At 66.7% G+C, this 12129-nt stretch carries 13 protein-coding genes and 1 pseudogene; 5 read left to right on the forward strand and 9 right to left on the reverse strand.

The window, feature by feature from the left end:
• Positions 1 to 61 precede the first annotated feature (61 nt).
• The 4 genes from KRR38_RS24785 (at position 62) to KRR38_RS24800 (ending at position 3324) form a co-directional block, all read left to right on the forward strand.
• Positions 62 to 1525, forward strand: coding sequence for an MDR family MFS transporter (locus KRR38_RS24785; protein ID WP_217406108.1), 1464 nt, complete (start codon positions 62 to 64; stop codon positions 1523 to 1525).
• Positions 1526 to 1666: 141 nt separating this feature from the next.
• Positions 1667 to 2221 (forward strand): hypothetical protein, encoded by a 555-nt coding sequence (locus KRR38_RS24790; protein WP_217406109.1) that lies wholly within the window; start codon positions 1667 to 1669, stop codon positions 2219 to 2221.
• Between the two features lie 9 nt (positions 2222 to 2230).
• The gene (locus tag KRR38_RS24795; protein ID WP_217406110.1) at positions 2231 to 2851 is read left to right on the forward strand and encodes a 6-phosphogluconolactonase; all 621 of its coding nucleotides are present in this window, start codon (positions 2231 to 2233) and stop codon (positions 2849 to 2851) included.
• Complete coding sequence (locus KRR38_RS24800; RefSeq protein ID WP_217406111.1) at positions 2839 to 3324, forward strand: NUDIX domain-containing protein; 486 nt, start codon at positions 2839 to 2841, stop codon at positions 3322 to 3324. Before KRR38_RS24795 ends, KRR38_RS24800 begins: the two co-directional genes overlap by 13 nt.
• A 101-nt stretch (positions 3325 to 3425) precedes the next feature.
• Here KRR38_RS24800 and dinB read toward each other — a convergent pair whose 3' ends face one another.
• The 3 genes and pseudogenes from dinB to KRR38_RS37875 all read right to left on the reverse strand — a co-directional run bounded on the left by dinB (position 3426) and on the right by KRR38_RS37875 (position 5335).
• Entirely contained in the window at positions 3426 to 4547 is a 1122-nt protein-coding gene (gene dinB / locus KRR38_RS24805) for a DNA polymerase IV (protein ID WP_217406112.1), read from the reverse strand.
• Between the two features lie 85 nt (positions 4548 to 4632).
• Positions 4633 to 5193 (reverse strand): annotated as a pseudogene (locus KRR38_RS24810) (calcium-binding protein); the annotation flags it as partial.
• On the reverse strand, positions 5132 to 5335 hold the full coding sequence (locus tag KRR38_RS37875; protein WP_375293435.1) for a hypothetical protein: 204 nt from the start codon (positions 5333 to 5335) through the stop codon (positions 5132 to 5134). The pseudogene KRR38_RS24810 and the gene KRR38_RS37875, both read right to left, overlap by 62 nt.
• A gap of 372 nt (positions 5336 to 5707) precedes the next feature.
• On the opposite strand from KRR38_RS37875, the gene KRR38_RS24820 reads away from it, so the two are divergent.
• Complete coding sequence (locus KRR38_RS24820; RefSeq protein WP_254514965.1) at positions 5708 to 6919, forward strand: multidrug effflux MFS transporter; 1212 nt, start codon at positions 5708 to 5710, stop codon at positions 6917 to 6919.
• Positions 6920 to 6990: 71 nt separating this feature from the next.
• Here KRR38_RS24820 and KRR38_RS24825 read toward each other — a convergent pair whose 3' ends face one another.
• From KRR38_RS24825 to KRR38_RS24850, 6 genes are all read right to left on the reverse strand, one after another.
• Positions 6991 to 7392, reverse strand: a complete 402-nt coding sequence (locus tag KRR38_RS24825) for a hypothetical protein (RefSeq protein ID WP_217406116.1) — start codon at positions 7390 to 7392, stop codon at positions 6991 to 6993.
• Between the two features lie 87 nt (positions 7393 to 7479).
• Positions 7480 to 8427: a phytoene/squalene synthase family protein gene (locus KRR38_RS24830; RefSeq protein WP_217406117.1), complete on the reverse strand. Its 948-nt coding sequence runs from the start codon at positions 8425 to 8427 to the stop codon at positions 7480 to 7482.
• Positions 8428 to 8436: 9 nt separating this feature from the next.
• A complete protein-coding gene (locus KRR38_RS24835) occupies positions 8437 to 9018 on the reverse strand; it encodes a TIGR00730 family Rossman fold protein (RefSeq protein ID WP_217406118.1) in 582 nt (193 codons plus the stop codon).
• Positions 9018 to 10496: a phytoene desaturase gene (locus KRR38_RS24840; RefSeq protein ID WP_217406119.1), complete on the reverse strand. Its 1479-nt coding sequence runs from the start codon at positions 10494 to 10496 to the stop codon at positions 9018 to 9020. Before KRR38_RS24840 ends, KRR38_RS24835 begins: the two co-directional genes overlap by 1 nt.
• Positions 10493 to 11638 (reverse strand): lycopene beta-cyclase CrtY, encoded by a 1146-nt coding sequence (crtY, locus tag KRR38_RS24845; protein ID WP_217407452.1) that lies wholly within the window; start codon positions 11636 to 11638, stop codon positions 10493 to 10495. The genes KRR38_RS24840 and crtY overlap by 4 nt, the downstream gene beginning before the upstream one ends.
• Before the next feature lie 124 nt (positions 11639 to 11762).
• The gene (locus KRR38_RS24850) at positions 11763 to 12074 is read right to left on the reverse strand and encodes a hypothetical protein (RefSeq protein ID WP_217406120.1); all 312 of its coding nucleotides are present in this window, start codon (positions 12072 to 12074) and stop codon (positions 11763 to 11765) included.
• Between the last annotated feature and the right edge of the window lie 55 nt (positions 12075 to 12129).

The following is a 12129-nucleotide window of genomic DNA, read 5'->3' on the forward strand; positions in this document are numbered from 1 at the left end:
GCCGCCGCCATGCTCCGAAGCTCGCCAAACCCCGATTGCCGTGGCAAGGCCCGCTGCGCAAATGACCCAAGCCTATCCGCCCCCACTACAGCGCAATCTCATCACGCTCTTCGCGCTGTCGGGGAGCTTCATGACGCAGCTCGACACGACCATCGCCAATGTCGCGCTGCCACACATGCAGGCGGCGACTTCGGCCTCGCGCGAACAGATCACCTGGGTGCTGACCTCCTACATCGTCATGGTCGCGACCTTCACCCCGCTCAGCGGCTGGCTGGCGGGACGTTTCGGGCGCAAGAAGCTGTTCCTCGCCTCGATCGTCGGCTTCACCGGGGCCTCGGCGCTTTGCGGCCTCGCGGCCAATCTCGATCAGCTGATCGCGTTCCGCCTGCTCCAGGGCATCATGGGATCGGCGCTGCTGCCCATGAGCCAGGCGATCCTGCTCGATATCAACCCGCCCGAACGACACGGCTCGGCCATGGCGGTCTGGGGAATCGGCGCGATCATGGGCCCGATCGTCGGGCCGGTCGCGGGTGGCTGGCTGACTCAGAACATGAGCTGGCGCTGGATATTCTTCATCAACCTGCCGATTGGCGTGATCGCCTTCGCCGGCCTGCTGCTGACCATGGCCGAGACGCGCGACGACAAGCCGGTACGGCTCGACCTGCTCGGCTTCGTCCTGCTGGGAACCTCGGTGGCGGCGATGCAGCTGGTGCTCGACCGCGGGCAGTTGCTCGACTGGTTCCAGTCCACGGAGATCTGGATCGAGGCGACGGCGTTCTACCTGTTCCTGGTCCACACGTTCACCGCCCGCCGGCCCTTCGTCAATCCGGGGCTGTTCCGCGATCCCAACTACGTGATTGGCAACGTCATGGGCTTCTTCCTCGGCGGGCTGATGTACGGGGTGATGGCGCTGACCGCGCCGATGCTCGCCGATCTGATGGGCTATCCGATCCAGTTCGTCGGCATGGTCACCGCACCGCGCGGCATCGGCACGATGTTGACGATGCTGTTCATGGGGCCGATCGTGAACCGGGTCGACAACCGCATCTCGATCCTGGTGGGGCTGGCGCTCTGCGGCGTGTCGATGATCATGCTGTCCAACGCCTCGCTCGAGATGGACAGCGACCTCGTCATCGCCTCGGGCTTCGTCCAGGGGCTCGGCAGCGGCATCATGTTCGTGCCGATCACCACCGCGGTCTTCGCCACCCTGGCGCCGCAGTACCGCAACGAGGGCGCAGCGATGAACTCGCTGATCCGCAACCTCGGCGGGACGATCTGGATCTCGGTGCTGCAGACGCTGACGATCCGCAACGAGGCGGTGGTCCATGCGCGGCTGGTCGAAACCGTGCGGCCGGACAATCCGATGATGGGCGATTTCGACTTCGGCGCGCTACAGGCGGTCGCGCGCATGGACATCGAGATCGGCCGGCAGGCGCTGATGGTCTCCTATGTCGACGCCTACTGGCTGCTGTTTGTCGCCTGCCTGGTGGTAATGCCGCTGGTCCTGTTCCTGCGGCGAAGATAGGCTGGGTCCAGCTGACGTTGGAGGCGGCACCGGCCCGCTCCCCCACCCGGCACCCAACGAGATTGTATGCTCTGGGTGGCCGGGTGGGGGAGTGGGCCGGTGCCGCACCTGGTTCAGCCACGCTGAACCAGAGAAGAAACGATGACCGCTTTCTACTTCGCCTTCCTCGCCGTGATCCTTGCCGGGCTTGGCGCACGTGACCAGGCGACGGTGGCAGCGCTGTCGCAGAGCCAGGGGCCTCGGCCCGGCACGCTTTTGACTGGGATCGTGGTTTCCATCGGCACGGCGACTTTCGCTGCCTGGGCGGGTTCTTTCGTCGTGCCGCTGCTGGATAACACGGCGCGGCTGGTGATGGTGGTGATCGCGCTGCTGCTGGCTGCGCTGGAATCGGTCTGGCCATTCACTGGGCGGCGGTTGGAAGAGCCGACGGCATCGCTCGGCGCGCTGGGTTTCGTCCTGCTGGCACACCAGATGACCGATGCAGCGCGCTTCCTCGTCTTTGCCTTGACGGTAGCTACCAATGCGCCGTTTGCGGCGGGGATCGGCGGCGCGGCGGGCGGCGCGGCATCGCTCGCGGTAGCCTGGATGTTGCCCGAGGTGTTCGCTGTTCCAAAAATCCGGCTGTGGCGGCGTATTTGCGGTGCGATGCTGCTGGTGATCGCTCTGCCCGTCGCCTTTCGTGTGCTGACGGGTTAAGCTGGCCGTATGGCCGATATCGAGATCATCGCGGGCGCAACCGACACCGACATCGCAAACTGGCTGCTCGAAAGAGTGGAATCGGCGCTGACGCTCGATCCCGGCGAGATCGCCGTGTCGATCCCGGGCGGCTCGACGCCGTTCCCGATCCTCGCCGAGCTGGTCAAGGCGCCGCTCGACTGGTCGCGCATTGCCGTCTGGCCCGGCGACGACCGCATCGTCGAGGAGAGCCATCCCGCCAGCAACGTCGGCCGCATCCGCGCGCTGCTCGAGCCCGTCGGCGCACGCATTGTGCCGTTGGCCGAGGGTGCAAATCCGCCACATTTTGCACTCGTCTGGCTCGGCATGGGCGAGGATGGCCATGTCGCCTCGCTGTTCCCCAACACCGATCCGCGTACCGACGACCCGCAGCTCCTGCGCCGCCTGACCCCCGATCCGCTGCCGCCCGAAGCGCCGTTCGACCGCCTGAGCCTGACGATGCCGGCGCTGCTCGATTCGGACGCGCTGCTGTTCGTCATCCGCGGCGCCGACAAGCGCGCGATTTTCGAGCAGGCAGCGGCAGGCGGAAACGACCTGCCTGTGGCCCGGCTGCTCGCGGCGGCGCGCCAATCGGTGACATGCTTCACCTGATCCCGAAACCGCTGCACCGGCTCGCTTACCGGCTGGCCCATGCCGTGCGGCGGGTCTGGTGGCGAGTTGCCCGGCCGCGCGTATCGGGTTGCCGCGTGCTCGCCTTTGACGGCGAGGGCCGGGTGCTGCTGGTCCGCCACTCCTACGGCAGCGGCAACTGGATGGCGCCCGGCGGCGGCCTCAAGCGCGGCGAGGACCCGCTGCTTGCCGGCCCGCGCGAACTGGTCGAGGAGACCGGCTGCGCGCTCGAAGGCGTCTGGCGGGTAGCGCTCGTCGAGGAGCCGCTCAAGGGCGCGACAAACGTGGTTCATGTCCTCGCCGGTCAGGCGGCCGGCTCGCCGGTGCCCGATGGACGCGAGGTGATCGAAGTGGCCTTCTTCGCACCCGAGGCGCTACCGCTGCCAATGTCCGATCTCCTGCGCCGTGATCTGCCAGGGTGGTTGATGCTCGCAAAAAACCACCGTTCATCCTGAGCTTGTCGAAGGACTGTCCTTCTTCGCGATCCGGGCGCTTGGCGCAAAGAGAAGTGCAGCCCTTCGACAAGCTCAGGGTGGGCGGATTGGGAATGTCCGCGTCAGAGCAGCGAAAGCTGGCCGTCCGGCGCCTGATCCTCAGGCTCCTTCTCCCCCTCCATCGCCGACAGCGTAAGCCCCATCAGCCGCACCGGCTGCGGCAATGGCAGCACCTCGTCGAGCAGCGCGTGTCCCAACTTGGCGAATTCGCGCTTGTCCGCCACCGGGTGTGGGACCGACTTCGCCCGCGTATGGCTGGTGAAGTCGGCGTGCTTGAGCTTCAAGGTCACCGTTCGCCCCTTGGCCTCGGCGCGCTGGATCCGCTCCCAGATGATGTCGATGATATTGTCGAGCGCCTCGCGCAGCACCGGCCCCGACGAAAGGTCGCGGTCGAAGGTCCGCTCGGCGCCCAGCGACTTGCGCGGCCGGTTGGCCTTGACCCGGCGCAGGTCGATCCCCCGCGCGGCGCGGTAAAGATAGTCGGCGAAGCTGCCGAAATTGGCGCGCAGGAAGGCGATGTCCTTGGCGGCGAGATCGGCGCCGGTCTCGATGCCGAGCTTCGCCATCTTCTCCGCCCCGCGCGGTCCGACGCCGTGGAACCGCCGCACGGGCAGCGCCGCGACGAACTGCGCACCTTCGCCCGGCCTGATCACGCAGAGCCCGTCGGGCTTGTTGTGGTCGCTGGCGAGCTTGGCGAGGAACTTGTTGTAGGACACGCCCGCGCTCGCGGTCAGCCCGCCGGTCTCGGCCTTGATCCGTGCCCGGATCAGTTCGGCGATCCGTGTCGCCGAGCCGATGCCCTTCAGGTCTTCGGTGACGTCGAGATAGGCCTCGTCGAGCGCCAGCGGCTCGACCTCCTGGGCATAGTCCTGGAAGATCGCGCGGATCTGCTGCGACACGCCGCGATAGACATCAAACCGCGCCTTGCGGAAGATCAGGTTCGGGCAGAGCCGCGCCGCCTGGACCGACGGCATGGCCGAGCGCACGCCGAACGTCCGGGCCTCGTAGCTCGCCGCCATGACCACCCCGCGCTCGGACGAGCCACCCACGGCCACCGGCTGCCCGCGCAGCGACGGATCGTCGCGCTGCTCGCAGCTCGCGTAGAAGGCATCCATGTCGACATGGATGATCTTGCGCAGCCCGAGCGCTTCCTCGCCGTCGTCATGGTCTTCGTCGGACGCCATGGCGACAGCGTAGCAAGCTTGGTCCCGACCGTCGCCCCCGCGAGGGCCGGAACCAGAGGGGTTCGCCTTTGACGAAGCGTATATCCTAGATCAGGAAGTCTGCGAGGGTCAGGCCGATGGCATTGTTGAACTGGATCTCGAAGTCGACCGAACCGTTGTGGTCGGCGTCGATCTGCAGGACGGTGCCCGTGCCGTTCGCATAGGATGCGAAATGCAGGTCCGCTGCCGTGATATGCAGCGCGCCCATGATCACCCGGTCCTCACCGGATACGAAATCCATGATGACGTCGCGCAGGCCCGCGCCGACGCCGGAATCGCCGAAGCCCGTATAGACGAACTTGTCCGCCCCGGTTCCGCCCGTCAGCGTGTCCTTGCCGGCATTGCCGTAGAGGACATCGTCGCCGTCGCCGCCGTTAAGAACGTCCACCCCGTCGCCGGCGACCAGAATGTCGTTGCCGTTGCCGCCGCTCATGATGTCGTTGCCGCTGCCGCCGGCCATGCGATCGTCGCCTTCGCCGCCGAACAGATTGTCGTTGCCGGTGCCACCCGACAGATTGTCGTTGCCGTCGCCGCCGTTCAACACGTCATTGCCGTCGCCGCCGAAGAGGTTGTCGTTGCCGGCGCCGCCCAGCAACCGGTCGTCGCCAGTGCCCCCCGTTCAGGACGTCATTGCCGTCGCGCCCGACGACGACATCGTTGCCGCTCAGCGCCAGGATGTTATCGTCGTCGGCGGTACCGAGAATGTGGTCGTCGCCTGTCGTGCCTGTGGTCATAGTACTACCCCCCATGATGCACAAAAACGTGCAATACTCATCGTGCGCTGGATCGCGCTCTCCCAGGACGGAAGCATTTTTCGGATTATGGAAGTCCCGGATTCGATTCCTAGATCATGGTTAATATTGCAGCTATTTTCAACTTATTTGACTAATTCGTTAGGTTCAATCGTGGGAAAGTAACAAATTAGTCAAATTGATGACTGTAAAAAGTCTTGCAGCTGACTAAAACTCCAATCCCTGCTTATCCGCATCGGCCCTTTGCGCCTCCGGCGAGGGCGCAACCGGGATTATTCGGCCTAGCCATGCCGCTCCCCATCGGCCAATAGGCCCCCGATGGATTCCCTCACCACCAAGCCCTTGGCCTCGGGAGCCAAACCCTTTGCCATGAGCGGGCGTGAGTTCGTGGCGTTGATGGCACTGCTGCAGGCGCTGCAGGCGCTGGCGATCGACGCCATGCTGCCGGCGCTCGGCGCCATGGCGCGCGATTTCGGAGTCTACGGTTCCAACGAGCGTCAGCTCGTCATCGGAGTCTTCCTGATCAGCTCGGGGCTCGGTTCGCTGTTCCCCGGCGCGCTGGCCGATCGTTTCGGGCGGCGGCCGGTGTTGTTCATCTGCGTCGGCGGCTATGTCGTGTTCAGCCTCGCGGCGGCGCTAGCGCCCAGCTTCGACGCGTTGCTGGCAATGCGCGCCTGTGCCGGCGTTCTGTCATCGGGCATGGTCGTGCTCAGCGCGACGATCATCCGCGACCGCTTCTCGGGCGACAAGATGGCGCGCACCCAGTCGCTGGTCAGTGTGGTCTTCATGATCGTGCCGATGGCGGCGCCTTCGCTGGGCCAGGCCGTGCTGCTTACCCTGGGCAACTGGCGCTGGGTCTTCGGTATCATGGCGGGCCTCGGCGCGATCGTCTTCACCTGGGCCTGGCTGCGCCTGCCCGAGACGCTGCATCCCGAGTTCCGCCAGCCGATCAACGTCAAGGCGATCGCCGGGAACATGCGCATTGCGCTGACGACGCGGGCCGCCGTCGGCTATGTCTTCGGCATGGCCTTCATCCAGGCGGCGTTGTTCGGCTACATCAACAGCTCGCAGCAGCTCGTCGCCGAGCATTTCGGCGCCGGCGAGCTGTTCCCGCTGGTATTCGGCGGCATGGCCGTGGCGATGGCGCTGACCAACCTCGCCAATTCGCGCATCGTCATGCGCTTCGGCGCGCGGCGCGTGTCGCATACCGCGCTGCTGTTCTATGTCCTCACTGCCGCGGCGCAGCTGATCTTTGCTTCGGGCCCGAACGAGACCGCCTGGCAGTTCATCCCGTTGATGACGCTGAACCTGTGCCTGATGGGCTTCATCAGCGCGAATTTCGGCTCGATCGCGCTGCAGCCGTTTGCCCGCATCGCGGGCGCTGCGGCATCGCTGCAGGTGTTCCTGCGCATGGTGATCGGCGCGAGCCTGGGCGCGCTGATCGGCCAGGCCTATGACGGCAGCGCGCGCCCGCTGGCCGCGGCGCTACTTGCGGCCGGGATCGGGTGCCTGCTGCTGGTTTTCTACAGCGAGCACGGCAAGCTGTTCCGTCGCCTGCACGGGCAGGTCCAGCAGGTTTAGTTTTCGCTCTCGGTTTCGCTGAGACGGTTACGGCACCGGCCCGGTGCCGCATCCAGCGTCAGCTGGAAAAATCAGTGGGTTCTGGCAGCGTCCTTGCTGTCGATCAGCCGCAGCGTCGAACCCAGTTCGTCAACGCCGTGCGCGGCGCGGACCTCCAGCTTGTAGTCGCGCAGCGCATTCGCGCCTTTGATATGATCGATCGGATACTTGGCGACGATGATCTCGTCGGCATAGTCGATCACATAGAGCAGGCGGCCGCTGGTGCTGTCGCGCAGGCGGCTGATGTTGAAGCCGTCGGCCGGATACCAGGCACCCTTGTTCCAGCTCGTGATCGGCTTGTGACAGTGGCGGCACTCGGCCGTGTAGGAACCGTCGGGTTCCCTATGCTTCCGGCCGGCCGGAACGTGAGTGCGAGTGTACCAGCATTGGGTAAGAGCGGGCATAGCGACGACCTGCAGGTTTGTCCTGATCACGAGTGGCGCAATCGCATTGTCCCGATGCGTTTGCTCAAAGCTTAGGACGGCCCGGCTTTACGCTTTTTAAGACCGATGGATGACAGGTTAACCACGTTCCGTCGCAAATGCGGCAAGTTCCCGTCGTGAAGGCAGCGCGGGGCGCTCGGCCTCGCGCGCGGGAAGCAGCGATTGCGCCAGTGCGCGGGCGACGTGGCCCAGTTTGGCAGCGCTTGAAATCGTGATGCGGCGGGTCAGCGCCGCCTCGCCGCGCCGCTCGGCCTGCCGCGCGATCGCGCCATAGATTCCCGCCGCCGAGAGCACGGCCCAGCGCTGGCGGAAGGCGAGCCGCGCCGCGCCGACCCGCGCCGAGGCGGTATAGCGCGCCTCCAGGGCACAGAGCCGTTGCACGATCCGCGCTAGCGGGGCGCGGTACTGCCGCTCCATCAGCGCCTCGCGGGCGATGCCGGCTTCGGCCAGCCAGTCGCCGGGCAGATAACAGCGGCCGGCGGCGTGATCCTCTGCGATATCGCGGGCGATGTTGGCGAGCTGGAAGGCGATGCCGAGGTCGCAGGCGCGAGCCAGCGTATCCTCGTCATGCGGCGCCACGCCCATCACCGCCGCCATCATCACGCCGACCGCGCCGGCGACATGATAGCAATAGCGCAGCATGTCTGCCTCGCTTTCCGGCCGCCAGCCCTCCGCATCGAGCGCGAAGCCGGCAATGACATCGTCCGCCATGGCGCGGTTGATGCCGGTCTCGCGGGCGAGCAGGCCGAGCGCGTCGAAAGCAGGGCTGCCCGTCGGCTCGCCGGCGAAGGCAGCATCTGTCAGCCGGCGGATCGTCGCGAGCCGTTCATCGGCGCCCGACTGGTCGCCCAGCTCGCCGCCATGGTCCTGCGCATCGGCGAGGTCGTCGCAGGCGCGGCACCAGGCATAGAGCAGCCAGACCCGCTCGCGGGTTTGCCGGTCGAACAGGCGGCTGGCTGCGGCAAAGCTCTTAGACCCGCGCGCGATGGATTGGCGGGCGTGGAGAAGCAGCGCCTCTCTATCCACGGCTGTGGGTCAAAGCTCGCTGACCTTCATCGCGAAGATCGGCGTCGCCGGCTCGTGCACGGCCATGCGGTCTAGCAGCAGGTCGAGCTCGTGCTCTGTCAGGATGATGCCCTGGTGCGCCGGCCGCACGAAGCCGACTTCGGCCATGTGGCGGTTGAAGGCGAGCAGGTGGTCGTAGAACCCGAAGGCATTGAGGATGCCGACCGGCTTGGCGTGATAGCCGAGCTGGGCCCAACTGACCGCTTCCCAGAGCTCGTCCATCGTGCCGACGCCGCCGGGCAGCGTCAGGAACCCGTCCGACAACTCGGTGAAGGCGAGCTTGCGCGCATGCATGCCATCGACGACGTGCAGTTCGGTGCAGTCGTGGTTGGCGACTTCCTTGCCCGCCAGCGCCTGCGGGATCACGCCGATCACCTCGCCGCCCGCGGCCAGCGCGCCGCTTGCCACGGCGCCCATCAGGCCCAGCCGACCGCCGCCATAGACCACGCCGATGCCGCGCTTTGCGAGCGTCTCGCCGACTTCGCGTGCGAGTTCGACATAGCGCGGGTCGGCCGGCGTCGCCGAGCCGCAATAGACCGCGAGCCGCTTCATCACTTCAGATCCTCCAGCATCAGCCGCGCCGTCGCCTTGGCGCTGCCCACGACCCCCGGAATGCCCGCGCCGGGATGGGTGCCCGCGCCGACGAGGTAGAAATTCTTGATGTGATCGTCGCGGTTGTGGCCGCGGAACCAGGCGCTCTGCGTCAGGATCGGCTCGAGGCTGAAGGCGCTGCCCTGATAGGCGTTGAGATCGAGCGCGAAGTCGCGCGGCGCATAGTGGAACTTGGTGACGATGCGGTCGTGGATGTCGGGGATCAGTCGGCGGCCGACCTCGTCGAGAATGCGCTTCTCGATCAGCGGGCCGGCTTGGTCCCAGTCGATCGGCAGCTTGCCCTGGTTGGCGACGGGGATCAGCGCATAGAAGGTGCTCTTGCCCGGCGGTGCCAGCGACGGGTCGGTCACGGTCGGGTGGTGCAGGTAGATCGAGAAGTCCTGCGGCAGCACGCCGTGGTCGTAGATGTCCTCGAGCAGCCCTTTGTAGCGCGGGCCGAACAGGATCGTGTGGTGCGGGATGCCGGGCCAGGAACCTTCGACGCCGAAGTGGACGATGAACAGGCTGGGGCTGAACCGTTTCCTCGCCAGCTTGCGCGCCATCTGCGGCCCGCGCGCGGTATCGGCGAGCAGGTCGCGGTAGGAATGCATGATGTCGGCATTGCTGGCCACCGCGTCGAACCGCTCGCGCCAGCCACTGACCGTCTCGACCTCGGTCGCGCGGTCGCCCAACGTGTGGACGTGGAGCACAGGGTCGTGCATCCGCATGACGCCGCCGAGCCGCTCGAAATGCCTGACCATCGCCGCGATCAGCCGGTTGGTCCCGCCCTTGGCCCACCAGACGCCGCCGTCCATCTCCAACTTGTGGATCAGCGCATAGAGAGCCGAGGTCGTCATCGGATTGCCGCCGACCAGCAGCGTATGGAACGAGAACGCCTCGCGCAGCTTCTCGTTCTTCACGAAGCTCGAGACCATCGAATAGACCGAGCGCCAGGCCTGGTGCTTGAGCATCGCCGGCGCGGCGCGCAGCATCGAGGTGAAGTCGAGGAACGGCACGGCGCCCAGCCGGACGTAGCCTTCCTGATAGACCGCCGCGGCATAGTCGAGGAACTCGGCATAGCCGGCGAGGTCTTCGGCCGAGATCTTGGCGATCTCGCGCTGAAGCGCGGCTTCGTCGTTCGAATAGTCGAAATTGACCCCGTCGGGCCAGTTGAGCCGGTAGAACGGGCTGACCGGCATCAGCTCGATGTCGTCGGCCATGTTCTGGCCCGACAGCGCCCAGAGCTCGCGCAGGCAGTTCGGATCGGTGATGACCGTGGGACCGGCATCGAAGGTAAAGCCCTCGCGCTCCCAGAAATAGGCGCGACCGCCGGGCTTGTCGCGCGCCTCGACCACGGTGGTGGCGACGCCCGAACTCTGCAGCCGGATCGCCAGGGCAAGCCCGCCGAAGCCGGCGCCGATGACACAGGCGCGCTTCATGACATGCTTCCCAGCGACGCCAGCGGTCTGCCACCACCGGCCAGGCTGGCGATCGCGCCCATCACCGGCACGGGCGGCCTGCCCGCGACGATCCGCACCATGTCCGCGCGGGTCGAGCGTCCGGCATAGAACCGTTCGATCAGCGGCGGCGGCAGGCGGTAGAAGCGTTCGAGCATGCGAAAACGATACTGCGGCTGTCCGGCACCGAACAGCATCCGTGTGAGCATCCGGTAGAAACTCCCCCGCCGCCAATGCGCCCCGGCCCAAGCATAGCTTGCCGAAGCCAGCGCCGCACCCGAAAGATTGGGCAAGCGGCAAATTTCCATGGCCAGGCGCACGGCATCGGGCAGCGAGTAGGAGGTCAGCGGGTGCATCAGCCCGGCACGAACGCCTGCGCGGGCGGGGCCGCTGGCCGCGCCCAAAGATGGGGGGGGCCAGAATTTCGCGAAGTCGCCCGCGCCGATCACCGGCAGCACGCCGCGGTCCTCGCGCAGCACTTCGGCCACGGTCCAGCCCTGCTGTGCCGCATAGTCGCGCACTCTCGCGGCCAGGCACGGCGCGTCGAGCGCGGGGTCGTCGGTATAATAGGTGTCCTCGATAAAGATCTCGGTTTCGGAGAAGGGCAGGCAATAGACGAAGCGGTAGCCTTCGAGTTGCTCGACCCGCGCGTCCATGACGACGGGCCGGGTCAGTCCATGCGGCTGCTCCAGCCGCAGTATCTGGCCGAAGAACCGCTGCCAGCCGCCGGTCATGTGGGGCATGCCCGCGCCGCCGCGGGCGTCGATGACCCCGCCCGCCTGCAGGCTGCGTCCTCCCGCCAGCGTCACCTGCGTCTGCCCGGCATCGACCGCTTCGGTTCCGGTCAGCAGGCTCTCGGCAGGCAGAACCCGGCGTAGCTCGGCATTGAGGTTCTCGCTCAGTATGGAACGATAGGGTGTATCGAGCACGCGCGAATGGCCGGGAAAGCGGACCTCGTAGCCGTCCCAGCGCGCCGCGATCAGCGGCTCGACCAGCCAGGCGTGCTCGGGCGCGACGTCGCTGGCAAAGAACGACCAGACATGCTCGCCGCCCAGCCGTTCGCCGCGCTCGATCAGCAGGAGGCGCAGGTCCGGGCGATGCCTTGCCAGAGCCAGGGCTATCAGCCCGCCGGCAAGCCCCCGCCCAGGATGGCGATGTCACAGTCATGCTCGCTCATCGCGCATAGCGTTTAGCGGGCATCCGCCGCAGCGCAACCCGTGCGCGCTGCGGCCCGGTCTGGACGGTGCTTCAGCCCTTCTTGTGGCGCGTGGTCTTGGCGCGATGGGTCTTCGACCCGCCGCCCTGGATGCAGCCGTCGGTGACGGTCGCCGAGCAGCGCGGATAGTCCTTGGCCGCGGCGCTCGTATCGGTGACCGGTGCCGGGTTGGCCGCGGCAGCGGCGGGCGCGCTGGCTGCCGGAGCCGCCATGGTCGGGTCGCTCGAAGGCATGGTCGAGGCGGTCGGAGGTGCGGCAGGATCGGCCTGGGCAAGAACGGCGGCGGGGGAGCCCAGCAGCAGGGCAGCGCCGGCGGCGATGAGGATCGGCTTGCGGATGTTCATGGGATCTCGTCCTTTTTTCCTGCGATACTTTGCGCCCGCACGGCGAAGCCTCGGG

It is taken from the genome of Novosphingobium sp. G106 (assembly GCF_019075875.1).
Classification (GTDB): Bacteria; Pseudomonadota; Alphaproteobacteria; order Sphingomonadales; family Sphingomonadaceae; genus Novosphingobium.

Coding starts and splice junctions, on each gene's coding strand:
- KRR38_RS24785 (WP_217406108.1), top strand. CDS start 62: ATGACCCAAGCCTATCCGCCCCCACTACAGCGCAATCTCATCACGCTC.
- KRR38_RS24790 (WP_217406109.1), top strand. CDS start 1,667: ATGACCGCTTTCTACTTCGCCTTCCTCGCCGTGATCCTTGCCGGGCTT.
- KRR38_RS24795 (WP_217406110.1), top strand. CDS start 2,231: ATGGCCGATATCGAGATCATCGCGGGCGCAACCGACACCGACATCGCA.
- KRR38_RS24800 (WP_217406111.1), top strand. CDS start 2,839: ATGCTTCACCTGATCCCGAAACCGCTGCACCGGCTCGCTTACCGGCTG.
- dinB (WP_217406112.1), bottom strand. CDS start 4,547: ATGGCGTCCGACGAAGACCATGACGACGGCGAGGAAGCGCTCGGGCTG.
- KRR38_RS37875 (WP_375293435.1), bottom strand. CDS start 5,335: ATGGGGGGTAGTACTATGACCACAGGCACGACAGGCGACGACCACATT.
- KRR38_RS24820 (WP_254514965.1), top strand. CDS start 5,708: ATGAGCGGGCGTGAGTTCGTGGCGTTGATGGCACTGCTGCAGGCGCTG.
- KRR38_RS24835 (WP_217406118.1), bottom strand. CDS start 9,018: ATGAAGCGGCTCGCGGTCTATTGCGGCTCGGCGACGCCGGCCGACCCG.
- KRR38_RS24840 (WP_217406119.1), bottom strand. CDS start 10,496: ATGAAGCGCGCCTGTGTCATCGGCGCCGGCTTCGGCGGGCTTGCCCTG.
- KRR38_RS24850 (WP_217406120.1), bottom strand. CDS start 12,074: ATGAACATCCGCAAGCCGATCCTCATCGCCGCCGGCGCTGCCCTGCTG.